Annotated in this window: 19 protein-coding genes and 1 pseudogene; 15 read left to right on the forward strand and 5 right to left on the reverse strand. The window is 43.2% G+C overall.

What is annotated here, in order from left to right:
• Positions 1-14 precede the first annotated feature (14 nt).
• The 10 genes from D7V92_RS13525 to D7V92_RS13570 all read left to right on the forward strand — a co-directional run bounded on the left by D7V92_RS13525 (position 15) and on the right by D7V92_RS13570 (position 14,054).
• Positions 15-1,559, forward strand: a complete 1,545-nt coding sequence (locus D7V92_RS13525) for an arylsulfatase (protein ID WP_057329227.1) — start codon at positions 15-17, stop codon at positions 1,557-1,559.
• Between the two features lie 33 nt (positions 1,560-1,592).
• The gene (locus D7V92_RS13530) at positions 1,593-3,362 is read left to right on the forward strand and encodes an arylsulfatase (RefSeq protein WP_121773080.1); all 1,770 of its coding nucleotides are present in this window, start codon (positions 1,593-1,595) and stop codon (positions 3,360-3,362) included.
• A gap of 101 nt (positions 3,363-3,463) precedes the next feature.
• On the forward strand, positions 3,464-3,820 hold the full coding sequence (gene rpsF / locus D7V92_RS13535) for a 30S ribosomal protein S6 (protein ID WP_005865478.1): 357 nt from the start codon (positions 3,464-3,466) through the stop codon (positions 3,818-3,820).
• Between the two features lie 2 nt (positions 3,821-3,822).
• On the forward strand, positions 3,823-4,092 hold the full coding sequence (rpsR, locus tag D7V92_RS13540) for a 30S ribosomal protein S18 (RefSeq protein WP_005637107.1): 270 nt from the start codon (positions 3,823-3,825) through the stop codon (positions 4,090-4,092).
• 21 nt (positions 4,093-4,113) lie between these two features.
• Positions 4,114-4,560 carry a 50S ribosomal protein L9 gene (gene rplI, locus D7V92_RS13545; protein WP_009276783.1) on the forward strand — a complete coding sequence of 149 codons (447 nt, stop codon included), beginning with the start codon at positions 4,114-4,116 and terminating at the stop codon, positions 4,558-4,560.
• 135 nt (positions 4,561-4,695) lie between these two features.
• Positions 4,696-5,859 (forward strand): N-acetylmuramoyl-L-alanine amidase, encoded by a 1,164-nt coding sequence (locus tag D7V92_RS13550; protein ID WP_121773081.1) that lies wholly within the window; start codon positions 4,696-4,698, stop codon positions 5,857-5,859.
• 37 nt (positions 5,860-5,896) lie between these two features.
• Complete coding sequence (locus tag D7V92_RS13555) at positions 5,897-6,781, forward strand: MlaD family protein (RefSeq protein WP_005855082.1); 885 nt, start codon at positions 5,897-5,899, stop codon at positions 6,779-6,781.
• A 366-nt stretch (positions 6,782-7,147) separates the two neighbouring features.
• Positions 7,148-8,545, forward strand: a complete 1,398-nt coding sequence (dnaA, locus tag D7V92_RS13560) for a chromosomal replication initiator protein DnaA (protein WP_008774487.1) — start codon at positions 7,148-7,150, stop codon at positions 8,543-8,545.
• Between the two features lie 257 nt (positions 8,546-8,802).
• Entirely contained in the window at positions 8,803-11,343 is a 2,541-nt protein-coding gene (locus D7V92_RS13565) for an adenosylcobalamin-dependent ribonucleoside-diphosphate reductase (RefSeq protein WP_005855085.1), read from the forward strand.
• A 23-nt stretch (positions 11,344-11,366) separates the two neighbouring features.
• Positions 11,367-14,054, forward strand: a complete 2,688-nt coding sequence (locus tag D7V92_RS13570; RefSeq protein WP_005865486.1) for a 4-alpha-glucanotransferase — start codon at positions 11,367-11,369, stop codon at positions 14,052-14,054.
• Positions 14,055-14,093: 39 nt separating this feature from the next.
• On the opposite strand, the gene D7V92_RS13575 is transcribed toward D7V92_RS13570, so the two are convergent.
• The gene (locus tag D7V92_RS13575) at positions 14,094-14,465 is read right to left on the reverse strand and encodes a polymer-forming cytoskeletal protein (RefSeq protein WP_005855088.1); all 372 of its coding nucleotides are present in this window, start codon (positions 14,463-14,465) and stop codon (positions 14,094-14,096) included.
• A gap of 91 nt (positions 14,466-14,556) precedes the next feature.
• Between D7V92_RS13575 and folB the strand changes: the two genes are divergently transcribed.
• The 4 genes from folB (at position 14,557) to D7V92_RS13595 (ending at position 18,432) form a co-directional block, all read left to right on the forward strand.
• Positions 14,557-14,925, forward strand: a complete 369-nt coding sequence (folB, locus tag D7V92_RS13580; protein ID WP_005855090.1) for a dihydroneopterin aldolase — start codon at positions 14,557-14,559, stop codon at positions 14,923-14,925.
• A gap of 77 nt (positions 14,926-15,002) precedes the next feature.
• Entirely contained in the window at positions 15,003-16,439 is a 1,437-nt protein-coding gene (locus D7V92_RS13585) for a monomeric [FeFe] hydrogenase (RefSeq protein ID WP_057329228.1), read from the forward strand.
• 5 nt (positions 16,440-16,444) lie between these two features.
• Entirely contained in the window at positions 16,445-17,692 is a 1,248-nt protein-coding gene (locus D7V92_RS13590) for a PNGase F N-terminal domain-containing protein (protein ID WP_121773082.1), read from the forward strand.
• 95 nt (positions 17,693-17,787) lie between these two features.
• Positions 17,788-18,432, forward strand: a complete 645-nt coding sequence (locus D7V92_RS13595; protein WP_121773083.1) for a MarC family protein — start codon at positions 17,788-17,790, stop codon at positions 18,430-18,432.
• Positions 18,433-18,858: 426 nt separating this feature from the next.
• Here the strand turns inward: D7V92_RS13595 and D7V92_RS13605 are convergent.
• Positions 18,859-19,260, reverse strand: a pseudogene (locus D7V92_RS13605) (glycoside hydrolase family 20 zincin-like fold domain-containing protein); the annotation flags it as partial.
• 184 nt (positions 19,261-19,444) lie between these two features.
• Between D7V92_RS13605 and D7V92_RS13610 the strand changes: the two are divergent.
• Entirely contained in the window at positions 19,445-23,383 is a 3,939-nt protein-coding gene (locus D7V92_RS13610; RefSeq protein ID WP_121773084.1) for a two-component regulator propeller domain-containing protein, read from the forward strand.
• A 295-nt stretch (positions 23,384-23,678) separates the two neighbouring features.
• Here D7V92_RS13610 and D7V92_RS13615 read toward each other — a convergent pair whose 3' ends face one another.
• The 3 genes from D7V92_RS13615 to D7V92_RS13625 all read right to left on the reverse strand — a co-directional run bounded on the left by D7V92_RS13615 (position 23,679) and on the right by D7V92_RS13625 (position 25,458).
• Positions 23,679-24,623: a manganese catalase family protein gene (locus D7V92_RS13615; RefSeq protein ID WP_008774480.1), complete on the reverse strand. Its 945-nt coding sequence runs from the start codon at positions 24,621-24,623 to the stop codon at positions 23,679-23,681.
• 248 nt (positions 24,624-24,871) lie between these two features.
• Positions 24,872-25,168, reverse strand: a complete 297-nt coding sequence (locus D7V92_RS13620) for a YtxH domain-containing protein (RefSeq protein WP_008774479.1) — start codon at positions 25,166-25,168, stop codon at positions 24,872-24,874.
• A 32-nt stretch (positions 25,169-25,200) separates the two neighbouring features.
• Positions 25,201-25,458 (reverse strand): GlsB/YeaQ/YmgE family stress response membrane protein, encoded by a 258-nt coding sequence (locus tag D7V92_RS13625; RefSeq protein ID WP_008774478.1) that lies wholly within the window; start codon positions 25,456-25,458, stop codon positions 25,201-25,203.
• Positions 25,459-25,890 lie beyond the last annotated feature (432 nt).

Consider the following 25,890-nt stretch of genomic DNA (forward strand, 5'->3'; position numbering starts at 1 on the left):
ATAGAAAATAATATATGAAGATCAAGTTGTCTTTATTAGCCACCGGTTTACTATATGTGCCGGTGGTGTTCGCCCAAAAGCAACCCAATGTCGTGATCATTCTGGCGGATGATATGGGGTACGGGGATGTTGGATGCAATAATCCATATGCTAGGGTACGTACACCGGCCATCGATCAATTGGCCCGGAACGGTATCCGTTTTACGGATGCCCATTCTGCGGGTGCGTTGAGTGGGCCTTCACGCTACGGTTTAGTGACAGGACGTTATTTTTTCCGTACGCCGAAGAAGTCCGAGTATTGGGGGTACTTGTCTCCATATATCGAACCGGAGCGTTTGACGATCGGTTCCTTGATGCGTAATGCCGGCTATACGACCGCTTGTGTCGGGAAATGGCATCTAGGGCTCGACTGGCAGTTGAAAGATGACTCGAAACCACAGATTCTTACCCCTAAGAAATTTGGTTATACGAATACGGATTTCTCCGCCCCTGTAAAAAGAGGCCCTACGGAATTAGGGTTTGACTATTCTTTCATCCTTCCGGCTTCCTTGGATATGCCGCCTTATGCGTTCGTGCGTAATGACCGTGTCGTGGACCCGGATGTCATCTTGACGGCGGACGCTTATCCGAAGAAACAGGATGAGACGGTTTACGCTTGGGATCGTAAACATACGAACGAGAATGATATTTATTGGGAACGGGGCGTTTGGTGGCGTAACGGAGAGATGTCGCGCTCCTTTAAGTTTGAGGAATGTTTCCCGACAATCGTAGATGAGGGTATCGCTTTTATCGATCGGGAAGGACGAAAGGACAAGCCATTCTTTTTATATATGCCGTTAACCGGTCCGCATACCCCATGGTTGCCCACCGTTCAGTTTAAGGGATCTACCGAGTTAGGTACCTATGGCGATTTTATGGGCGATATCGATAATGTCGTGGCTCGGGTGAATGCCAAACTAAAGGAATTAGGTCTGGAGAAGAATACGATTGTCATTTTCGCCAGTGATAACGGAGGCGCATGGGAAGAGGAGGATATCCAGCAATACGGGCATCAAAGTAACTGGAGCCGCCGTGGGCAGAAAGGTGATGCGTGGGACGGCGGTCATCATGTTCCGCTGATTGTTCATTGGCCGGATCATATCAAGCGCCCTGGGGTTTGTTCCCAAACGGTTGGCTTGGTAGATATATTGGCTACATTGGCGGATTTAACCGGGCAATCCCTTCCTAAAGGACAGGCAGAGGATAGCTTTAGCTTTAAGAAAGTATTGGATGGTGATATGAATGCCTCGACGAGAGACCAGATCATGTACTTGTCCGGCTCCGGCAAATTAGCGATCAAGAAGGGAGATTGGAAATATATCGATTGTCTGGGCTCCGGTGGTTTTACGGCTCCCGCCCGTTTATCCCCGGTGAAGAATGGACCGAAAGGCCAACTTTATAATATGCGGACCGATTCTTTGGAGAGTAATAATCTCTTCTTGCGTGAGAAAGGCATTGCGAATGAGCTTTCTGCGTTGTTGAAGAAATTGTTGGATCAAGGATATAGCCGTCCGCAATAAAGGTAATCTTGATTAGGCAAAAAGTTGAATCGAATGACAAAGTTAGGCGTATTGTTTAGTGTTTTGGGAGTGGGGGCCGGTTGTATTCCGGCCTTCGCTCAAAAACAGCTCCCCAATATCATCGTAATGTTATCGGATGACCAAGGTTGGGGCGATTTGGGCTTCACGGGGAATACCTTCGTGCAAACTCCTAATATAGATCGTATCGCTCATGAGGGAACGATCTTGGAGAATTTTTATGTCTGTCCGGTGTCATCCCCGACGAGGGCGGAGTTCTTGACCGGACGCTATCATGTACGGAGTGGCGTTAATTCTACGACCGGGGGAGGCGAGCGCTTTAATCTGGGAGAGAAAACGATCGCGGAATATTTCCGGGAGGCCGGATACGCTACCTCTCTATTTGGAAAATGGCATAGTGGTACGCAATATCCCTACCATCCGAACGCAAGGGGCTTCGAGGAGTTCTATGGTTTTTGTTCCGGGCATTGGGGGAATTATTGGAACCCGGTGTTGGAGCATAACGGAGAGATTATTTCGGGCGAGGGCTTTATCATAGATGATCTGACCGATAAAGCCTTGGATTATATACGTGATCATAAAGAACATCCATTCTTTATGTTCTTGTCTTATAACACACCTCATAGTCCGATGCAAGTCCCGGATAGTTGGTGGAACCGTGTAAAAGATCGTACCTTGTCGCAGCGAGCTACTTTCCCGGAGCAAGAAGATACTACGTTTACGAAAGCGGCTTTGGCCTTGGCCGAGAATTTAGATTGGAATATCGGACGTGTATTGTCTTTGTTACATTCATTGGATTTGGAACAAGAGACGATTGTTATTTATTTCTCGGATAACGGCCCGAATAGTTTCCGGTGGAATGGTGGGATGAAAGGGCGAAAAGGCTCTACGGATGAAGGGGGTGTTCGTTCGCCGTTTTGTATCCGTTGGCCGGGACACATAAGGAAAGGGGCCGTGGAAACCCAGTTGTCCGGGGCTATAGACTTAATCCCTACTTTATTAGGTTTGGCGGGAATAGAATATACCCCGTTAAGGAAACTGGACGGAATCGATTGGGGACAGCGATTGCTGGATGAGAAAGCTCCTGCTATGGATCGGGTTTTATATAGTTATTGGGGAGGTAAGACGAGTGTGCGTATCTCATATTATCTATTGGATGCGGAAGGTCATTTATATAAAACGGATATAGATCGTGAGCAACGGAAGGATGTATCGGATAAAGAACCCGAGATATATGAGCGGATGAAGCGTTATTCGAATTGGTTTAAGGATGAGTTACTGGCGGATTTCCCGAAGAAGGATACCCGTCCGTTTATAATCGGTCATCCGCAGGAAACCTATTCAAAGCTACCGGCCCGGGATGCGAGGATATCCGGCCCGATCGAACGCTCCAACCGTTATCCGAATTGTTCTTATTTTACGAATTGGAAAAGCCCGGAAGCGGAGATAAGCTGGAATGTGGAGGTGGAGGAATCCGGCTTGTTCGAGGCTTTTATCTATTATACTTGCGATAAACGAAATATAGGCTCTACTTTTGAACTTCGTACGGACCGGGATGCCGAGAATCTTGTATTTACATTGGATCAAGTAAATGACCAACCCATGCTCGGTGCGGATTTGGATAGGGTTCTCCGGGAGGAGTCTTATGTGAAAGGATTTGCTCCTTGCTCTGTCGGTACGATTCCTCTATCGAAAGGTACGGCCACTTTATCCTTGCAAGCGAAAACGATCCGGAATGAGGAGGCTATGAATTTTTGGATGTTGGTGCTAAAACGAGTGAAATGAGTCTGAGATTGAAAAAAGTTGTATAACTATTTGCCAGTTATCAAATAATCACTACCTTTGCACCGCAAAATTTTTTATTAATCAATATTAAACAGCGTTTTATGAACAATTACGAAACCGTTTTCATTTTGACTCCCGTTTTGTCTGACGCTCAGATGAAGGAAGCGGTAGAGAAATTCACGAACCTTCTGAAAGCTCAAGGAGCTGAGATCGTGAATGAAGAGAACTGGGGCTTGCGCAAGTTAGCTTATCCTATCGACAAGAAGACAACAGGCTTCTACCAGTTGGTTGAATTCAAGGCAGATCCTAGTGTTATCGCTACGTTGGAGTTGAACTTCCGTCGTGACGAGCGTGTGATCCGCTTCTTGACTTTCCGTCAAGACAAGTATGCCGCAGAATATGCAGCTAAGAGAAGAAATCTGAAATCATCTAAAGAAACAGTAAAGGAGAATAATTAATTATGGCAGCAACTCAATCAGAAATCAGATATTTAACTCCGCCTTCAGTAGACGTTAAGAAGAAAAAATATTGCCGTTTCAAAAAGAACGGTATCAAGTATATCGATTATAAGGATCCTGAATTCTTGAAGAAATTCTTGAACGAGCAAGGTAAGATCCTTCCGCGTCGTATCACTGGTACTTCCTTGAAGTTCCAACGTCGTGTGGCTCAGGCTGTAAAGCGTGCTCGTCACTTGGCTTTGCTTCCTTACGTAACCGATTTGATGAAATAATTAATTAAGAGGAGACAGAATATGCAAGTTATTTTGAAAGAAGATGTAGTGAATTTAGGCTACAAAGACGATATCGTAACAGTAAAAGACGGTTACGGACGTAACTTTCTAATCCCCACGGGTAAGGCAGTGATCGCTTCAGAGTCTGCTAAGAAAGTATTGGCTGAGAACTTGAAGCAACGCGCCCACAAATTGGCTAAGATCAAGGAAGACGCTCAGGCTTTGGCCGCTAAGTTAGAGGGTGTAGCTTTGACGATTGGTGCTAAGACTAGCTCTACAGGTACGATCTTCGGTTCTGTAACGAATATCCAAGTTGCTGAGGCTTTGGCTAAGGCTGGTTTTGAGAATATCGATCGTAAGATTATCTATATCAAGGAGTCTGTTAAGGAAGTAGGTAGCTATAAGGCTATTTTGAAACTTCACAAAGAGGTTTCCGTTGAGGTTCCTTTCGAGGTTGTTTCTGAATAATAGATACTTTAATATATCATGAAAGAGGGTAGTTTCGAAACTACCCTCTTTTTTTGTTTTAATTATAAAAAAAGACATCTGTCAATCAGCAAAAAAGCACTACATTTGTCTCCAAATTTGCAATAATTTTAGAAAGTGAGCAAAAAGTCTTTTCTATATATTAACTTGCTATTTGCGTTGTTTTTTTTCTTGCCCGGACTTCAGGCGAGAGAGAAGACTTTTACGGTCGTGATCGATGCCGGGCATGGCGGTAAGGACCCGGGCGCTAGAGGGGCGAATATTAATGAGAAGGAGATAAATCTCGCTGTCGCCTTAAAATTGGGTCGATTGATAGAGAATAACGCGGAGGATGTGCGTGTGATCTATACTCGTAAGACGGATCGTTTTATCGAGTTGGACGAACGTGCGAATATAGCGAACCGCAATAAGGCGGATCTTTTCGTGTCTATCCATACGAATGCCGTAAAGCGTGGAAGTACCGTGCAAGGTACGGAGACGTATACGCTGGGTTTGGCCCGTAGCGAAGAGAACTTAGAGGTGGCTATGAGCGAGAACTCAGCGATCTTGTTGGAGGATAATTATCAACAACGGTATGAGGGATTTGACCCGAACTCTTCGGAGTCATATATCATTTTCGAGTTTATGCAGAATAAGCATATGGAGCAAAGTATTAGTTTGGCTTCCGAGATACAGAAATCGTTCAGGGCTTGTAAGCGGGTGGACCGTGGCGTAAGACAGGCTGGTTTTTTGGTGCTTCGTAAAACGAGCATGCCCAGTGTTCTGGTCGAGTTGGGGTATATCTCGAATCGTCAAGAAGAGCAGTTCATGAGAACCGCCGCCGGACAAAATAAATTGGCGGAAGCGTTGTACGATGCTTTTTGCAAATATAAGAAGAATTACGATCGTCGTAAAGGAAATATTTCCGGAGCTGTCGTTGCTCCCGTAGCGAATGAGGAAACTCCGCCTCCGGGGAGCGAGGCTGATATCTTAAATAAAAAACAGCAAGCCACAAGACAGAAAAACTCAGTTTCTTCTACCACTTCCGTGAACAGGAACACGAAAGGAAAGGTTATATATAAGATACAATTCTTGACTTCCAATAAGAAGCTTCCTGCGAACTCCCGGTTATTTAAGGGGTACAAGAACGTGGATTTCTATGTGGAGAAAGGTATCTATAAATACACGTATGGCGAGACTTCGGATTTTAACTCGATCCGGAAGATGCGCCGAACGATCGCAAAAGATTTTAAAGATGCTTTCATCATCGCTTTTAAGGATGGGAAGAAGGTGAAATATTAATGATTTAGGAATAAATTATACATTATAAATAAAGGAAATGAAAAGTGTATTCACTAAAGAGGCGAAGATCGGACTTGTGACGATCGTAAGTCTGGCGTTATTGTATTTAGGCATTAATTATCTGAAGGGTATTAACCTGTTTCAACCGGTGAACCATTACTACGTATCATTCAGCAACGTAAAGGGGGTGACGATTTCCAGCCCTGTATTTGTGGATGGTTTTAAGGTGGGATTGGTTCGTGATATTATTTATGACTATGATACGACCGGTAAGATCATCGTTGAGGTTAGTTTGGAAGATAAGATGAGGCTGAATAAGGGAAGTTATATAGCGGTTGTCAATACTTTCTTAAGCGGAGCTGAGTTGCATATCCATTTGAACACTTACGTGGATGACTTTTTGAAGCCGGGTTCTACGCTCGAGGGACGAATGGAAGAGGATATGATGCAATCCGTACAGGAGAAGATCTTGCCAAGCGTTGAGAACCTTTTGCCGAAGATCGACACGATCTTGGGTAGTTTGCAAACCTTGATCGCTCATCCGGCCTTGGCTCAATCCTTGAATCATATCGAAAAAACGACTAGCAACCTAGAGGTGTCTACTCGTCAGTTGAATCAGATGTTGAGTAAGGATGTACCGGGTATCGTGAATAACTTGAAGACGATGACGGATAATTTCTCGGAGGTGAGCGCCAACTTGAAAGAATTGGATTTGGCTACAACGGTCAATTCCATCAATGCGACCTTGGCGAACTTGAAGTTGACTACGGATAAATTGAACTCGACGGATAATAGCATCGGCTTATTGTTGAACGACAAAGGATTGTATGATAATCTGAACAGCACGATGGACAACGCCTCTAAGCTATTGCTTGATTTGCGGGAGAATCCGAAGAGATACGTGCATTTCTCTGTTTTTTGATTATGTTAAAAAATCATAGCATAAAAGACGTTATTTAGAATCATTCTAATTAGACAAAAAGTTAGGGGACTCCTGCTGATTATACGCATAAGGCCTTTAGGTAAAGTGAGATAGATACTTCCTGAGGCCTTATTCCGTCACCGGACGTCTGCGTTTACGCTTTTGTAGAGGTCTCTAAAATAAAGGGTTTTTGAACATTGGTCGATCTAAATAACAGTAAATCAGATGGGTATTAGTAACTATCTGAATCTAAAAGGGATATTGAAAATTCATATTTACCAAACAAAATAGCACTTTTTTTTTCGGAATTAATTTCTAAACTTTGTAGTCCGAATGTAAAAAGTATTAGTGGGAGAGAAAGAAAACATGCAGACTGATTATCAAACATTGTGGAATAAGTGCCTTGCGGTCATAAAGGATATTGTGCCTAAGGCAGCTTTTGACACATGGTTCGTACCTATCGTTCCGTTATCATACGAAGACAAGAAGTTTACCATACAGGTGCCTAGTCAATTCTTCTATGAGTATCTGGAAGAGAAGTATGTTAATGTTTTGAAAGTTACATTGTATCGTGTAATCGGTCAAGGAACCATTCTTAACTACCGTATCATGGTGGATAAGACAACTGGTGGTACGGTTGATTATCCAGCGGAGAATGCTTCCACCGCTGTAAAGAAAGTCACTCCCAAGGACGCTAACAAGGCTCCGAATCCTTTTATGACGACTGCTCCGCAGGATTTGGACCCTCAGTTGAACCCGAAGTATAATTTTGATAATTATTTCGAGGGTACGAGCAATAAGTTGGTTCGTACGGCGGGTGAGGCTGTTGCCCAGAATCCGGGAAAGACTACGTTTAACCCGTTGTTTATTTTTGGTCCGTCAGGAGTGGGTAAAACTCACTTATGCCATGCGATCGGAACCCGTATCCGGGAGTTGCATCCGGAAAAGAAAGTGTTATATGTATCTTCGCATTTGTTCCGGGTACAGTTTACAGATGCTATCCGTAAGAATACGACTAATGACTTCTTGAATTTCTATCAAAATATCGATGTGCTGCTGTTGGATGATATACAGGAGTTGATCGGTATGGATAAGACTCAAAATACATTCTTCCATATTTTCAACCACCTGCACCAGTTAGGTAAGCAGCTTATCTTGACTTCTGATAAACCTCCTGTGGATTTGCAAGGGATGGAAGAGCGCTTGATCACCCGTTTAAAATGGGGATTGACGGCTGAGTTGAGCCGTCCGGATCTGGATCTACGTAAAAAGATACTGAAGAATAAGATCAACCATGACGGAATCATGATTCCGGATGAGGTCTTTAACTTTATCGCTAATAATGTGACGGAGAATGTCCGTGACTTGGAAGGTATTCTCGTTTCTTTAATGGCTAATGCAGTTATCAATAATCGTGAGATCGATCTGCCGTTGACGAAACGTGTGGTTAGCCAAGCGGTTCGGTTGGAGAAGAAACAGATCTCCGTACAGATGATTCAGGAGATCGTTTGCAAGTATTTCAACTTGGAGCAATCGGTTATCCAAACTAATTCCCGTAAACGTGAGATCGTGCAAGCCCGTCAGATCACGATGTATTTGGCGAAGAAATATACGGACTCCTCTTTTTCCCATATTGGAAAGATCGTAGGAAAGAAAGACCATGCGACTGTCTTGCATGCTTGTAAGACGATCAAAGACCAGATTGAGACTAGTAAGTCTTTCCGGTCTTCCGTTGAGGAAATCGAGGTCTTGCTCAAGAACTAAATTAAGAATCCCTATATAGTAGGATAAGGACGTCTCTCTAAAGAGGCGTCCTTCTTTGTTTTGGGAAATCTGTGTAAGTGTTAAGTTTTCTTTTTGGAAAACTATTTGATGTTTAGTTTTGTTTAAGTAGTTGAAAATGTGGGGTTGCGAGTTTGGTTTTGGAAAACTTTTCAATAAGTATTCTTTTTAACGTAGGGTAATTTGGATAACTGGTAAAGTATGCGTAAACTTGCAGTCGCAAAATAAATATAATAATTGTGGATCGTAAAACTTACACTTTTGACGAAGCGTTTAAGGCTTCATTGGATTACTTTACCGGTGACGAGCTCGCCGCTAAAGTATGGGTAAATAAATATGCCTTGAAGGATGCGTTTGGAAATATCTATGAGGAATCTCCGAATGATATGCATCATCGCTTGGCAAGTGAGATTGCCCGTGTGGAAAAAAAGTATCCGAATCCGTTGTCGGAACAAGAACTTTTCGACCTGTTTGATCATTTCCGCTACATCGTTCCGCAAGGAAGTCCGATGACGGGAATTGGCAATGATTATCAAATAGCCTCACTCTCTAATTGTTTTGTTATCGGATTGGACGGGCAAGCGGATTCGTATGGTGCGATTATTCGTATTGACGAAGAACAGGTACAATTAATGAAGCGCCGTGGTGGTGTAGGCCATGATCTTTCGCATATTCGCCCGAAAGGTTCTCCGGTTAAGAATTCTGCGTTGACTTCTACCGGGTTGGTTCCGTTTATGGAACGTTATTCGAATTCCACCCGTGAGGTGGCCCAAGATGGCCGTCGTGGAGCTTTGATGCTGAGCGTTTCTATTAAACATCCGGACTCGGAGGCGTTTATCGACGCTAAGATGACGGAAGGTAAGGTTACAGGTGCAAATGTATCTGTGAAGATTGATGATGATTTCATGAATGCCGCGGTTAATGGCGGTACCTATAAGCAACAATATCCAATTGATTCGGATTCTCCCGTTTATGTGAAGGATATCGATGCTTCTGGCTTATGGAAAAAAATTATTCATAACGCTTGGAAATCCGCTGAACCGGGTGTGTTATTCTGGGACACGATCTTACGTGAGTCTGTACCAGACTGCTATGCGGATCTGGGGTTCCGTACGGTTTCCACGAATCCTTGTGGCGAGATACCTCTTTGTCCGTATGATAGTTGCCGTTTGTTAGCGATCAATTTATATTCATATGTGGTAAATCCGTTCACTCCGGACGCTTATTTCGATTATGATTTATTCAAGAAGCATGTAGGTTTGGCCCAGCGGATTATGGATGATATTATTGATTTGGAGTCGGAGAAGATCGAGATGATCTTGGCTAAGATCGACTCGGATCCGGAATCCATGGAGGTAAGACAAACAGAGCGTCATTTGTGGGAAAAGATCCAACGAAAGACTTTGCAAGGACGTCGTACAGGTGTGGGCATTACGGCGGAAGGCGATATGATTGCCGCTTTAGGTTTGCGTTATGGAACAGAAGAAGCAACCGATTGTGCGGAACTTATACAAAAGACATTAGCTTTGGCCGCATATCGTTCATCCGTAATGTTGGCGAAAGAACGTGGTGCCTTTGAGATATTCGATGCGAAGCGTGAGGAAAAAAATCCGTTCATCAACCGTTTGCGTGAGGCTGATCCTGCTTTATATGAGGATATGTTGAAATACGGTCGTCGTAATATCGCTTGCTTAACAATCGCTCCGACAGGAACGACTAGCTTGATGACACAGACCACTTCCGGTATAGAGCCGGTATTCTTGCCGGTATATAAGCGCCGCCGCAAAGTAAACCCGAACGATTCCGAGGCTCGTGTGGATTTCGTGGATGAGACAGGCGACGCTTTCGAGGAGTATATCGTATTCCATCATAAGTTTGTAACGTGGATGCAAGCGAATGGTTATTCGGCAAGTAAGAAATATACACAAGAAGAAGTGGAGGAGCTAGTTGCTAAGTCTCCTTATTATAAAGCGACTTCCAATGATGTCGATTGGTTACAAAAAGTCCGTATGCAAGGACGCATTCAGAAATGGGTGGACCATTCTATCAGCGTAACGATCAATTTGCCGAACGATGTAAGTGAGGAGTTGGTAGACTCTTTGTATGTTGAGGCATGGAGATGCGGATGTAAAGGATGTACTGTTTATCGAGATGGTTCTCGTTCCGGTGTCTTGATTGCGACAGATAAAAAGAAGAAAAAAGAGGATTGTAACTGCATGCAACCACCGGTTATCGTATCTACCCGTCCTCGTGAGTTGGATGCGGATGTGGTAAAATTCCAGAATAACCGTGAGAAATGGATCGCTTTCGTCGGCTTGTTGAATGGCCGTCCGTATGAGATCTTTACCGGTTTGGCCGATGATGACGAGGGTATCATGTTACCTAAAAACGTTTCTAAAGGTACGATCATCAAGAGCTATGATGAGGATGGTAATAAGCATTACGACTTCCAGTTCAAGAATAAACGCGGTTATAAAATGACAATCGAAGGCTTGGATGGCAAGTTTAATCCGGAATATTGGAACTATGCTAAATTGATCTCCGGTGTGCTCCGTTACGGAATGCCTATCGATCAGGTTATAAAACTGGTACAGGGTATGGAGTTGAATAGCGAGTCTATCAATACTTGGAAGAATGGCGTGGAACGGGCCTTGAAGAAATATTTACCGAACGGCATGGAAGCGAAAGGGCAGAAATGTCCGAACTGTGGGTTGGAGACCTTGATTTATCAAGAAGGTTGTTTGATCTGCACGAATTGCGGAGCCTCTAAATGCGGTTAAATAATTGACTAAATCTATATACCATGAAAGTCACTTTTAATATAAACTTCCATACCGTTTGGGGACAGAAGTTATGTGTAGTGGGCTCCATACCGGAATTAGGCTCTTGGGAACCTGCTTTGGCTAAGGAGATGAATTACTCTGGAGATGGAAACTGGAAACTGGAACTGGATCTTCCACCCGATATAAAAGATATAGAATATAGATATTTCTTAAGTGTTAATGATAAGCAGATCTTTGAGGAGTGGGAGAAGAATCACCGGATTGTATTGGATGGACAATCTGATTCTTACATCCTTTATGATTATTGGCAAATCCGTCCGGATAATCTAGCCTTTTATTCTTCTGCTTTCACCAAAAGTTTATTCGCTCATCCCTGCAATACACATGAGAGGGTCGTTAGAAGTGGAAGAAAATTGGTGATAAAGATATCCGCTCCCCGGGTGGAAAAGAATCAGTGTGTAGCCATTACTGGAAATCAAGAATGCTTAGGTAACTGGCATCCGGACAAGGCTTTATTGTTGAGTTGCGATACTTTCCCGGAATGGCATATTGATTTAGACGCTGCGGAGATACGGTATCCTTTAGAATATAAATTTTTGGTTTGGGATAATGATTCCCGTCAACCTTTGTATTGGGAGAGTGATGAGAATCGTATTCTAAGTCTTGTTCCCCAGAAACAGGGTGAGACCGTTGTTATATCTGGTCTTTACTTCCGGGATAGCTTACCGTTATGGCGTTGTGCCGGCTCGGTTATCCCCGTCTTTTCCTTGCGCTCGGAAAAGAGCTTTGGAGTAGGTGATTTGGGAGATTTACACATGTTGGTGGATTGGGCTAGAAAGACGCACCAACGTATCATTCAAGTATTACCTATGAATGATACGACGATGACCCATACTTGGGTGGATTCCTATCCGTATAGCGCTATTTCTATTTATGCCCTTCATCCCATGTATGTGGATTTATCGGCTTTGGGGACCTTGCAAGATCCGGAGAGAGCTGCTTTTTATGCAGGGAAGCAAAAAGAATTAAACGCAAAAGATACGGTTGATTATGAGGAAGTACTGAAATATAAATTGGGTTATTGTCAAGAATATTTCGCAGGGGAGGGTAAGGCCGTATTAGATACGCCGGAGTTTAAAGAGTTCTTGGCGCAAAATGAGTCATGGTTGATGCCTTACGCTACTTATTGTTTCTTGCGGGAAAGTTATGGGACATCGGATTTCTCTCAATGGCAAGGTAATTCTACTTATAATAAGACACGTGTTCGCGCCCTATGCCGGGAAGATAGTGACGCATGGCCGGAGATCTCGTTCTCTTATTTTTTGCAATATGTATTGCACAACCAGTTCAAGTCGGTATCGGATTATGCCCGTAAGAATGGAGTTGTATTGAAAGGTGACTTACCCATTGGCGTGAGCCGCACTAGTGTAGAGGCTTGGACGGAACCGAAATATTTTAATATGAATGGTCAAGCGGGTGCTCCCCCCGATGACTTTTCCATGAACGGTCAGAACTGGCTGTTCCCGACTTATAACTGGGATGCGATGGAGAAAGATAATTTCTCTTGGTGGAAAAAACGCTTCGCTAAGTTAAGTGATTATTTCGATTGTTTCCGTATAGATCACATCTTGGGATTTTTCCGAATATGGGAGGTTCCTTGTGAATATGTGCAAGGGCTTTGTGGTCATTTCAATCCAGCGTTGCCGTTCTCGAGAGAAGAGATCGAGCAGTATGGATTGAATTTTAACGAGTCTCGTTTCACGACCCCACATATCAATCGACAATTCTTATCGGAATTGTTTGAGGAAAATACAGAAGAGGTGATAGGTGCTTATTTGGCACAATCCTCCTCCCGGCATTATGTGTTAAAACCGTTCTGTGATACGCAAAGGAAGATTGAGGCGTTGTTTGCGGATAAGGCGGATCCAGTTTCCCTACGGATCAAGAATGGCCTGTTTACGATTGCGAATGAGGTATTATTTCTTCGTGACCCAAGAGAGACCGATAAGTTCCATCCCCGGATCTCGGCGAATCAATCCTATATCTATCGGGAATTGAGTGGTTCCGACCGTTATGCGTTCGATCAGTTATACTGGCATTTCTTCTATCATCGCCATAATGATTTTTGGAAGGCGCAAGCGTTTAAGCGTTTGACACCGTTGGTCGCGTCCACGGAGATGTTGGTTTGTGGAGAGGATCTAGGTATGATCCCCGCCTCTGTTCCCGAGGTTATGAATAAGTTGCAAATACTAAGCCTTGAGATTGAGCGTATGCCGAAGAGTCCACAGCGGGAATTTTCCGATATGTTTAATTTGCCTTATCATTCCGTTTGTACGACTTCTACACATGATATGACTCCTCTTCGTAATTGGTGGAAAGAAGATCCGGAGAAGACACAGCGTTATTACAACCATGTATTGCAACGGATCGGTGAGGCCCCGGATGAATGTACGGCTGAAATCGTTGCCCAGATTATTTCTAATCATTTGAAGACTCGTTCCATGCTGACGATTATTCCGTTGCAGGATTGGTTTGCTATGGATGATTCTATCAAGCGAAAGGATATAGAATCCGAGCGTATTAACGTTCCTGCGAATTCAACGCATTATTGGCGCTACCGGATGCATATTACGTTGGAACAGCTTTTACAGGCTGATAACCTGAATAATAAGATAGTCTCGTTGATAAAAGAGGCTGGACGAAAATAAGAAAGACTAAGGGCCGTATCGAAAAGTGCGGCCCTCAGTCTATTTGTCCGCTTTCTTTTTCTCGGAACACATCGAGCAGGCTCCGTTGAACCGTGCGTTTGGTTCGATCTCTAGGGATTGGGTATATATATCTCCCTTGATAATTGCTGTTGATTTTAGAATAAGCTTTGCGCTTACTTTTACGGAGCCATCTACCTCACCGAGAATCTCAGCATTCTCGGATACGATATTGCCTGTTACGCTACCTTTGGGGCCGATAACGATCTTGCCGTTGCAACTGATATCTCCTTCTACTTTTCCATCCAAGCGAAAGTCTGTCTCTGTGATAATATTACCCTTTATCGTTGTCCCCGCAGCCAAGGCGTTGTGTAATCCGCCTGCGGAATTTTCATCTTTTTGTTTTATTCCCATCATAATGTGTTGTTACTTGGTTGACAAATATAAGACTATTTTTTTGCAGGAAGGTTTACTTTCTATACATTTACAGATAAATTAAAAGATTATGACAACAAAGATTGAATTACGAAGGATGACATTCTATGCCTATCATGGCGTGGCACCCCAAGAGACCCGGGTTGGGAATACTTTTATCGTAGATTTGATACTGACAGCTCCGTTGGAGAACGCGGTATGGAGCGACGATTTAAGCGATACGATCAATTACGCCACAGTATATGAAACCGTGAAAGCAGAAATGGCTATCCCCTCGAGACTTCTCGAGCATGCGGCGGGGCGTATCTTGAAGGCTTTGAAAGAGAGATTTCCACAGATCACGGAGGTGGAACTTGTCTTGTCTAAATTAAATCCTCCGTTTGGCGGAGATATTCATAGTGCTTCGATAATTCTTAAAGAAAGCTTTCTTTCTGTTTAGAAACTTTTATTTACCTTCGCGTTTGTAAAGAAGTGATGCGATATACGATATACTAAAAGCACAAATACGATAACATTATGGCATTTACCAACAACGTAATGATTGTTCGTCACGGATTGCTGGCGAAGTTAGTAAAGCTCTGGAATGAAAACCGTCTTCTGGAAGAAATTGATCGTTTGCCGATCGAGTTGAGTCCCCGAAAATCGAAAGTGAGGGGCCGTTGCTGTGTACATAAGGAACGTGCCGTCTGGAAATACAAAACCTTGCCTTTGCTTGGTTTTGATATGCAGGACGAGGAAGATGAGTTGACACCGCTTTCAGAGTATGCGAAGCGTGCCTTGTTCCGCTCGGAGAATAAGAAGGAAAATATCATGTGTGTAGTGGATGAGGCGTGTTCCTCTTGTGTCTCCGTGAATTATGAGATCACGAATCTTTGCCGGGGTTGCGTGGCTCGTAGTTGTTATATGAACTGCCCGAAGGACGCTATCCGATTCAAGAAAAACGGTCAGGCCGAGATTGATCATGAAACTTGTATCAGCTGTGGTAAATGCCACCAAAGCTGTCCGTACCATGCCATCGTTTATATCCCGATCCCTTGCGAGGAAGTTTGTCCGGTTAAGGCGATCAGCAAGGACGAGTATGGGGTGGAGCATATCGACGAGTCTAAATGTATATATTGCGGTAAATGTGTGAATGCTTGTCCGTTCGGTGCTATCTTCGAGATCTCGCAAGTATTCGATATCTTGCAACGCTTGCGGAATAAGGAACAGATGGTAGCGATTGTCGCTCCGTCTATCTTAGCTCAGTTTAGCGCTCCGAAGGAAAAAGTGTATGGCGCTATCAAGTCCTTGGGATTCGAGGAAGTGGTCGAGGTGGCGCAAGGCGCTATGGAAACCACCCGTCATGAGGCGGAAGAATTGATCGAGAAATTGAAAGAAGGACAACCGTTCATGACCACTAGTTGCTGTCCGTCTTACGTGCAATTGGCCGAGAAACATATCCCGGATTTAAAGAAATACATCTCTTCTACTGGATCTCCGATGTATTATACGGCCCGTATCGTGAAGGAAAAATATCCGGATGCGAAGATCGTGTTTGTTGGCCCATGCGTGGCGAAACGAAAAGAGGTGAAACTAGATCCGTGCGTGGATTTTACACTTACGTTTGAGGAAGTAGGTTCCGTATTGGAGGGATTGGGTATCAAGATCGAGGAGGCCCAGCCTTTCTCTGTATTATTTAACGCTGTCCGTGAGGCGCATGGCTTCGCCCAAAGTGGTGGTGTGATCAACGCCGTTAAGGTTTATTTGAAGGACGAGAACGTAAATGCCGTGCAGGTAGCCAACCTGACAAAGAAAAATGTGGCATTATTACGCGCTTACGCTAAAACCGGAAAGGCTCCTGCGCAGTTTATAGAAGTGATGGCTTGCGAGGGCGGTTGTGTGACCGGTCCTTGTACGCACGCCGATAAGACTGCCGGACAAAAGCAGCTTATTAAGGAGCTTACTAAATTCTAGACAAAATGATTAAAAAATTGGCTTTATTTGTCTCCTTGACGGGAGTTTTTCTATGTACCGCTTCTTGCGGACATAAAGAATTACCGTCGATGGGAGATTATTCCGTACAGGTATTTAATGATACCCGCGTACGTTTCGCTCCGGATGTATATCCCGCCGCTTTTAACGCTCCGGGACCGGACAGTATCTTTCATTTGGTGAATGGCCGTATTATCTTGAAGAAGGTAACATTGCCGAAATATAAGCGAAACGTTTCCGTCAAACTCCGGGTTACGGTAGCTTCGAATGGAGATCGCTGGGATAAATCCGGGTCTTGTTTTGTATTGCCAAATGCCTCGGGCATTAATTTGTTGAATATCGCTAAAGGCGAGAAGGAGTTTCCTGCGGTGGATAGCGTGAAACTGGAGAAGATGATCGGTATCATCCCCGGGACGGATTATCAACCTACCGTGGAATTGATGCGTTTCATGACTCCGTTCGGAGTAGGGCATTACAGTAGTCCCGAGGATAGCTTGACGAAACATCGTAAGCCCGTGTATATCGATCATTGGGAAGATAGCGTAAGCTGGGAGCAAGACATAACCGATTTGTATCCTCTTCTGGAAGGTGGTGCTTATGTTGGAATCTTTATCGATACATGGACACCGGAAGGATACGTCGCAAGCATGACGATTGATGTGGATGAGTCCGATCTGACTTGCGACGCTTTGCCGAAGAAACATGTAGAGCCGTTGATGAATACGGTTTATTATATCGGGCAGGAATATCCGGATATATTCGCCCGGAAGGACGTGTCATTGGATTTTGATATTCCTCAAGGCGCACGTGATGTCCGTCTGAAATATATCGTTACGGGACATGGCGGTCATTCCGGCGGGGATGAGTTCGTGGAAAAACAGAATATTGTTTCCGTTGATGGAGTTCCAGTCTTGGATTTTGTTCCTTGGCGTACGGACTGCGCTTCTTTCCGTCGTTTTAATCCGGCTACCGGGGTTTGGTTGAGAAAGCGTCTGGCTTCCTATATCACCGAGAAGGGATATTCGGAGAAAGAAGTAGAGGAACCCTTGGCGTCTTCGGATCTTTCCCGCTCTAATTGGTGTCCCGGATCGGATGTGATACCGGAAGAGGTAGCGTTGAAAGATATCCAACCCGGCCATCATACGCTGACGGTGAGTATTCCGGAAGCGGCAGAAGTGGATGGGAATAAGCTGAATCATTGGTTGGTCTCAGCCTATTTGGTCTGGGATGAGTAAATAATGTGACAATATGTTGATGTACCAATGTGCCAATCATGCTCTCTTCAACTAATTGGCATATTGGCACATTAGCCAATTAAAAAATTATTGATATGGAAGACTTGTTACCTTTCACCCTATTATGTTTCACTTCGTTTTTTACGTTGACCAATCCACTCGGTACGATGCCGGTTTTCTTGACCATGACCAATGGCATGAATGAGCATGAGCGGAAAGCGATTGTCCGAAGGGCCACGATCGTGTCGTTCATCACCTTGATGGTTTTTACTTTCTCCGGTCAGTTCCTGTTTAAGTTCTTTGGTATCTCCTCAAACGGCTTTCGCATAGCTGGCGGCTTTATTATCTTCAAGATCGGGTTTGATATGCTTCAGGCACGCTATTCCAACGCAAAGTTGAAAGAGGAAGAGGTGAAAACCTATGCGGATGATATATCCATTACTCCTCTGGCGATTCCGATGTTGTGCGGTCCGGGAGCGATCGCCAACGCAATCATGCTTATGGATGACGCTTCGACATTCACCTTAAAGGGTACGTTGATCGGAATAATCGCATTGGTCTATTTTATCACATTCTTGATCTTGCAAGCTTCCACCCGGCTGGTGCGTATATTGGGAGAGACTGGAAATAACGTGATGATGCGTTTGATGGGATTGATACTGATGGTGATCGCCGTGGAATGTTTCGTAAGCGGATTGAAGCCTATCTTGATCGATATATTGCGTGAGGCGATGGGCTAACAAATTACCAGACCAGCTTCTTTCTGCGATGGGCGCTAAATATTGGAATAACCTTTTCTTATCCTCATCGCAATTGGAGATATTTGCTTTCCAGATAAGTCGCTCTGCTTGGAACGGGAGATACGATATGATATCATGGGTGTGTGTTGTCCCGTTTGAGATCGTGATCTTCTTGGATTTAGCATACAGGTTCATATCCTTCATTTTTTGCTGTCCTTCAGGTGTAGTATCATGAACTTCTTGTGTGAAATGAAGTCTGTTTATTTTTAACATGGCTAGGTGATTGATCAATTCTTTGAGATTATCCTTCGAGATGAGAGTGAAAGGTGTGTGTATTGCCACGGTCCGATTGCTGTATCGGGGGCCATCTAGTATGGTCATTCCCGGTACGTTCCATTGAATATTCTCTACCTGAGTTTGGCTGTTTATTGCTGGAGGAAGCAGAAAACGTAAGGTTTGCGTTGCGTAAAAGAAACCTTTTTGTCCGGATGCTTTTATTAGAATACAAGAGGGGGCTATATTCAGTTTATAATGTTCGGCCGCTAGTTCTCTGTCTGTGCGGAATATGATATTGGCTCGTTTGTCTTGTATTTTTATTTCCGGGGTGAATCCGGCGGAAAGCGTGAACAGATCGGTCAACTCCCGAGCGATCATAGCCTGTTTTTCATTTTCTACACTGATGAGGGTTGCCTTGTTGAATGTGAAATCACCTTTGTCTGATACACTTTGCAAGGGGAAAGGAATGATCTCCGGTTTTTCGTCCGGAAGGAAACATTTTACAAGTATCATAACCAAAATAATAAAATATATACCCGTTGTACGTAACATAAGAATAATTTTTAATGATATGCTTTTTTGTTTAATTTTTCACTTGCTGCAAATCTATGCTTTAAGGATATTTTCTTGAGTCCAAAATCGTCCGTGAAAATTCAAAAAACGTTTTTTTATACTCTGCAAGCCTTATATTTCGGACGATTTAGTATTTTTGCCGAACAATGGGTGATATACAACTATGCGAGTATTTTGGAAGTTTTTACAATTATATCTATTGCTGTTTTTAGTGTGTTTAACAGAGTCTCTTTATGCAGCTCCTAGGTATTATTTTAAGCAAATCTCTTTGGAAAACGGATTATCGCAGTCTTCCGTAAAATGTGTGCTGGTAGATGAAAGAGGGGTTATGTGGATTGGTACCCGATTTGGGTTGAATCGTTTCGATAGGGAAAAGATTACCGTTTATCAGGAGGAGAGGGAGAACCCGCATTCTCTTCCTTATAATGATATAGTTTTTTTGGAGGAAGATGCGGAGGGAAATATTTGGGTAGGAACCAGTCGCGGATTGGCATGTTTCGATCGTGGTACTCGAAAATTTATACGTCAGGAAATAGACGGTCAACCCATGGTTGCTGCCTGTAGCCTCCTCATGCCGGAAGGAATCTATTTTTTAGGGAAGCAGGGTGTTTTTTGTTATTCCTATGCGGAAAAGAAAATGATCCGGTGCAAGTTCAAGGAGGAGAGGCCGTTTACCTTTTCGCCTAATTATGCTTATTTGTATGACGAAAAAGAGAGGAAGGTCATACTGTCTTTTCTGGAAAAAGGGCTTTGGTGGTATTCGCTAGACACCGGAGATATGGAACGTGTGCCGTTTATCCCAAAAGGGAATATCCCCTCCATGTATATAGATGCATTCAAGAGAATATGGGTGGCTATCTATAATAAAGGTGTTTTTTGTTATGATCGAGAGGGGAGATTACAGGAACATTTGGAAGCCCCGGAGAGATTGACTCATAATGTCGTGCAAGATATGTGCGAGAAAGATGGCGAACTTTGGCTGGCGACGGACGGAGGTGGTATCAATATATATAATTACAAAAATAAGACCGTAAGAGCGATTATGCATCTTCCGGGCGATCGCCATTCGTTGCCGATAAATTCTTTCGCCTGTCTGTATATCGATGATGAGGATAATGTTTGGGCGGGTAGTATCAGGGGAGGATTGATCGGCATCAAACCTGTTTTTATGACAACTTATCGGGATGCTCCTCCCGGGGCTTCTTACGGTTTGAGTTTTCAGTCGGTCACTTCCATGTATGAAGATCGTGATGGGAAAATCTGGGTAGGAACGGATGGGGGAGGTCTTGACTTGTTTGATCCGCAAAAAGAGACTTTCCGGAAGTATCCTCAGACTGCGGGGATGAAGGTGGTGTCTATCATGCCGTATAGCGATTCGGAATTGTTGTTATCTTTGTTTGGCGTAGGGCTTTGTCTTTTTAATAAAAATACCGGAGAATGCCGGGAGTTTTTGTTAAATTGGGGGCATGTGCGAAAGGATTTGTTCTTACGAGGTAATTCGATTCGTTTATCTCCTTTAGACGAGGATCATTTTTGTCTTTTATCTGATAATCATTTGTCTGTGTATAATCGGCGGAAACAACAATTTGAGTCTTTACCGGAAGATCTGTTACCACAAAGTTTGCTTGCGCCCCGTTTCATACAAGGCGATTCTTGTTACATAAGCTCTTCCGCAGCTTTGTATGTGTTGGATGTCCCGCATAAGCAACTACGTCCGTTATTTGTGAGGAATGAGGATATCGGTACGATACTTGCGGTAAAACAAGATAAGGATAATCATTTTTGGTTGGGGACATCTTCCGGACTGTATGTTTATGACCGTCTCTCGGAAAGATTGGATACGGTTGATCAGGATCGTTTTATCGGGGTAACGTCTCTTGCGTTTGATCGTTCTGATCGTCTTTGGATAAGTACTTATGAAGGGTTGTATGCGTATGTGCCGGATGAGAAGCGTGTAATCGTTTTTGGGGAATCTGACGGTATCTTTACACGTGAGTTTCTTCCGGAACCTGCTTTTGAGTCTTCTTCCGGTAATATTTATATTTCTGGAGTGGAAGGGCTGGTTAGGATACGGCCCGGCTATGACATTCATGAGGAAGAGGATTTTTCTGTGAGCATGATTAATTTGGCTTTAGATGGGTTACCGATTCATCCTGATGGTATATCCGGGGAACAGGCTATTTCCATTCCGTGGGATTATGTTTCCCTTGGGTTAAGTGTTATCGTGAAAGAGAAGGATTTGATGCGGAAGAAATTATTCCGTTTTTACATCAAGGGAGACCGTGAGGAGTTGTTGGAGACTTCAAGCCATGCGTTTACATTTCCGGCGCTTTCTCCGGGCAACTATGAATTATGGGTTTCCTATAGCAAGAAGAATGGAGACTGGAGTGTTCCTTTGAGATTATTGACGGTAGATGTGGAGCCTCCTTTGTGGAGACGCGCTTGGTTTCTGATTGCGATGGGGGTGATCGCGTTTGCGGCAATTGGAGGGATGATCTGGTCTGTTATGCGACGCAAAGAACGGAAACTTGCTTGGGCCATGAAAGAACATGAACGAAAGTTTTATGAGGAAAAAGTCCGTTTCATGGTGAACATCAGCCATGAATTACGTACGCCGCTTACTTTGATCTATGCTCCGCTCAAACGTTTGCTGAAATCCGGAAAGGTGACGGATAAAGATGTATCCCGGCAATTGGATGGTTTGTTGTTGCAGACTTGCCGGATGCGGGAGATCGTCGATATGGTGCTCGATGCCCAGAAGTCTGATACGAACGGCGATGTTATGGATATTCGTTTTTACGATCTTAACGATTGGATACGATTGGTAACGGATGATTTTATCATGGAATTCGAAGCCCGTAGGATTTCTGTGCGGTTCCAGTTGGATGCTTCGGTAGAGAAGGTACCCTTTGATACTTCCAAATGTCGTGTCGTTTTATCTAATTTATTGATAAACGCGATGAAATTCAGCGATCCGGATACCTCATTGGTCATTGGTACGGAGCGTATGGATAAGCATGTGCGGGTTTTCCTTGCGGACCAGGGGATCGGATTGAGACATGTGGATATAAACCGTCTTTTTACCTGTTTTTACCAAGGTGAACACGACCGTAAAGGGAGTGGGATCGGGTTGGCTTATGCCCGGAAACTTATAGAGTTGCATGGCGGAAGTATAGGTGCTTACAATAATGAGGATGTAGGTGCCACTTTCTATTTCGACCTTCCTTTCACGCAAGCGTTTGCTGCCGCGGAACCGGATAGCGTTATCGATTTAAGCGTGAAGGGCACTGACAAGCCGGAAACAGATGTGCGCGGGGTACAGGTAGATACGGAGCTTGCTAAATATACATTGTTGGTGGTTGAAGATGAGATAGAGCTGCGTAACTACTTACTCGGTGTCTTGCAGGCAGAGTTTAAGGAGGTTTTTGTAGCCGGAGACGGGGAAGAGGCTTGGGAAATCTTGGGTCAATGTCAGCCGGATATTGTAATCAGTGATGTCATGATGCCTCGGACTGATGGTTTTGAGCTGTGTTACCGAATCAAGAACGACGTAGCGGTTAGCCATATTCCTGTGGTTCTATTGACCGCTAGGGTGGATCAAGCAAGTTCGGTAGAGGGGTATAAATCAGGGGCGGATATCTATTTGGCGAAGCCGTTTGATATAGATTCCTTGTTGGTGATTCTGCGGAATATATTGAGACAGCGAGACCTACTTCGTGTGCGTTATCGTGAGTCCGGTTGTCTATTCTCTCCAAAAGAGGATGCGACAAGCAATGCGGACGAACAATTCATGTGTAAATTGAATACGTTGCTTCGGGAGAACTTGAGTAATCCGGATTTGAATGTGCCTTTTATCGCCTCTGCAATGGCGATGAGTAGAACGACGCTTTATAGCAAGTTCAGTCATTTGTCGGATGTCTCGGTTGGTGATTATGTGATTCGGTTTCGTATGGTCGAGGCTTCTCGGTTGCTTTCATCTCATAAGGATATGAGTATTCAGGAAGTAGCGGACCGTGTCGGTTTTTCCAGCGCTCGTTATTTTAGTACGGCTTTTAAACAAAGCTATGGGGTCACTCCAACCGAATATCGTCGAAATAATTAAGTGTTGGTTATCTTCGATTGATATATCACCTAAGTCTGTAGGGCGAATATTACGCTTTATAAACAAAAATTTCCCGGCGGGGAATTATTTTTCGCCGGGAAAGGATTAATTACTTACAAGTGCGATATTCGGTTATTTTTTAGCCGATTTCTTATCAGAAGTTGAGCACTTGGATTCTTTGACTTTGGTTTCTTTTTTTGAACCCTTCGCTTCTACTTGTTTTTTTTCATTTTTCTTGTTCATGATGCTTTAATTTTTAAGAGAGTAAATATATTGGGTAGTAGTTTCTAGCCTACTACTTTTCTTTATTTTGATAATCACACCAGCTCATGATGCTCTTAGGAACGGACGAAAGAATTTCCTCGCTACGTTCCTTGGCCAGTTTCTTATCCATTTCCTTCACCTCTTTCTCGGTGCGATGTGTACCTTTCGGCTTGCGGTCGACAAGGCCATTTGTACTTCGCACTTCTTCTAAAGGATCAGTTATATATTGCCATTCTTCCTTTAAGCGTGTACTTTTTCCTTCATTCCAAGGTCCGCGTGCGTCATCCTTTTTAGACATATTGAAATACAGGTTACTGTATTTGGGGGAGGTTTGAAACGATCCGGGAGGAAAGTTAGGCTGGATTGTCTCTAATGCCGCCTCGAATTGTTGGAAATGAGTAACCTCGCGTGTCATAAGAAAAATGAGAGTCTCCTTCACGTAAGGGTCATCCGTTAACGGAATAAGATTTTCATATCCGATTTTAGCCCGGCATTCTCCCGCCATGTTGGAACGTAGATCTACTGTGAGATCTGCGTTTGCAGACACGTATGTTGCGCACCATGGATTACCGTTACTGTCTGTTAGCGTAGGACTTCCGGGAGATGTAACCAAGAATTGTGGGTTGGTGAAGGCCTGATGGATGAAATCCTCTTTGGCTGCTTTACCGTTCATCATGGTATTGATCTCCATATTTTCCACGACATCTTTCATTTTTCCGTTCACCGGTCCGAGGAGCATTTGGATAGTGGCTCCAACAATTTCAAGATGTCCCAGTTCTTCTGTTGCGATATCCATCAACATATCATATTTGTCGGGATAAGGATTATGGCAACTAAAAGCCTGGACAAAATATTGCAAGGCTGATTTTAACTCCCCGTTAGCACCTCCGAAAGCCTCGAGGAGTACACGTGCGAAACGTGGGTCTGGAGCAGATACACGAGTATTGTACTGCAAATCTTTTACATGATAAAACATAACTCAAAAATTTAAATTATACATATAAATATTTGAAGATGCGCATCTGGTAAAAAAAACAATGATAGGTTTATTTTAGTTGGCATATTCTTTTGTATATAGGATTGTTTAACGAAATAAGTGGGGAGATATAAACGTGTATTAATGGACTTTTTTGATTAAGGTGGATTTTTTATTTTGTGATAAATAAAAAGAGGACGATAGAATATAATATCTTACGTCCTCTTTTTGTTTGGATGATTAATTGATCATTTTTTTATGTTATTTGCGTAGCTGTGTACTTTGTTTTTGATATCATCAGTCTTTTCTGCGATATTGAAAGCTTCGTCGGCAACCTTATCTGCTACTTTTGTGCCAGTATTTGCCATTTTATTTTTGGCTGAATCTATCATGTCCTCCGCTTTGTCTCCGATTTGATGAAAGACTTGATTTGTCTTTTCTTTCAATGCCTTTCCCTTAGAAGAGCGAGAGAAACGATAAGCCACCACGCCTATGATCGATCCTAATCCTAGACCTAACCAAAATTTAGAATAATTAGTTCCCATAAATTCAAGAAGTTTAGAAGATGAATAATTAATTATATTTCTGTTTTATGTGGAGTTCTAAATAAAGAAACGATCCACAATAATAGAATAGCTCCGACAACGGATGTAATTAAGCTACCTAGAATCCCTGCGGTGGCAATACCTAATAGACCGAATACCAAACCACCTAAGACTCCGCCAACAATGCCAATCAATAAATTGATAAGGATACCGCCCCCCCCTCCTTTCATGATCTTGCTAGCAATAAAACCAGCTAAGATTCCAATGATAATATACCAAATGAAATACATGTTAATAATTTTTTATGTGTTAATGTTCAAAAGTTATAATGTAAATATAAGTCTTGATATCAAAACTGAATTATATTTTAATAACAGTATTAGTATGAAAATAGTTCGTTGTATAAAAGTGAATTAACAATTGTTTTGATGTATATATGTAACTGTATTTGTTTTTGTGATATAAGAAAGTATTTTATATATTGATGGAACTATTTTCTTTTCGATATTGTTTTCTTGAAAAAATATCTTGTAAACAAATATCTTTGAGAGCTATGAAATGGGAAGAAACTTTGAGATACAAATTGGAGAATCCTGTCCAAGCAGATAATGAATGTCTTTACCAGATATGTAGGGATGCTTATGAGGAGGGATGTGTACACGAGAAATCTTTGGCAATGGAGGCATATAGGCTTAGATGTTGTCATTTGTTTGGAGATAAAT

The organism is Parabacteroides sp. CH2-D42-20 (assembly GCF_003670185.1).
GTDB lineage: Bacteria > Bacteroidota > Bacteroidia > Bacteroidales > Tannerellaceae > Parabacteroides > Parabacteroides distasonis.

Excerpts from the sequence above, each read along its gene's own strand:
- D7V92_RS13610 (WP_121773084.1), top strand. The coding sequence starts at position 19,445 with ATGCGAGTATTTTGGAAGTTTTTACAATTATATCTATTGCTGTTTTTA.
- D7V92_RS13625 (WP_008774478.1), bottom strand. The coding sequence starts at position 25,458 with ATGTATTTCATTTGGTATATTATCATTGGAATCTTAGCTGGTTTTATT.
- D7V92_RS13615 (WP_008774480.1), bottom strand. The coding sequence starts at position 24,623 with ATGTTTTATCATGTAAAAGATTTGCAGTACAATACTCGTGTATCTGCT.
- D7V92_RS13590 (WP_121773082.1), top strand. The coding sequence starts at position 16,445 with ATGATTAAAAAATTGGCTTTATTTGTCTCCTTGACGGGAGTTTTTCTA.
- D7V92_RS13525 (WP_057329227.1), top strand. The coding sequence starts at position 15 with ATGAAGATCAAGTTGTCTTTATTAGCCACCGGTTTACTATATGTGCCG.
- D7V92_RS13620 (WP_008774479.1), bottom strand. The coding sequence starts at position 25,168 with ATGGGAACTAATTATTCTAAATTTTGGTTAGGTCTAGGATTAGGATCG.
- D7V92_RS13575 (WP_005855088.1), bottom strand. The coding sequence starts at position 14,465 with ATGGGAATAAAACAAAAAGATGAAAATTCCGCAGGCGGATTACACAAC.
- D7V92_RS13555 (WP_005855082.1), top strand. The coding sequence starts at position 5,897 with ATGAAAAGTGTATTCACTAAAGAGGCGAAGATCGGACTTGTGACGATC.
- D7V92_RS13585 (WP_057329228.1), top strand. The coding sequence starts at position 15,003 with ATGGCATTTACCAACAACGTAATGATTGTTCGTCACGGATTGCTGGCG.
- rpsR (WP_005637107.1), top strand. The coding sequence starts at position 3,823 with ATGGCAGCAACTCAATCAGAAATCAGATATTTAACTCCGCCTTCAGTA.
- D7V92_RS13570 (WP_005865486.1), top strand. The coding sequence starts at position 11,367 with ATGAAAGTCACTTTTAATATAAACTTCCATACCGTTTGGGGACAGAAG.
- D7V92_RS13595 (WP_121773083.1), top strand. The coding sequence starts at position 17,788 with ATGGAAGACTTGTTACCTTTCACCCTATTATGTTTCACTTCGTTTTTT.
- dnaA (WP_008774487.1), top strand. The coding sequence starts at position 7,148 with ATGCAGACTGATTATCAAACATTGTGGAATAAGTGCCTTGCGGTCATA.
- folB (WP_005855090.1), top strand. The coding sequence starts at position 14,557 with ATGACAACAAAGATTGAATTACGAAGGATGACATTCTATGCCTATCAT.
- D7V92_RS13530 (WP_121773080.1), top strand. The coding sequence starts at position 1,593 with ATGACAAAGTTAGGCGTATTGTTTAGTGTTTTGGGAGTGGGGGCCGGT.
- rpsF (WP_005865478.1), top strand. The coding sequence starts at position 3,464 with ATGAACAATTACGAAACCGTTTTCATTTTGACTCCCGTTTTGTCTGAC.
- rplI (WP_009276783.1), top strand. The coding sequence starts at position 4,114 with ATGCAAGTTATTTTGAAAGAAGATGTAGTGAATTTAGGCTACAAAGAC.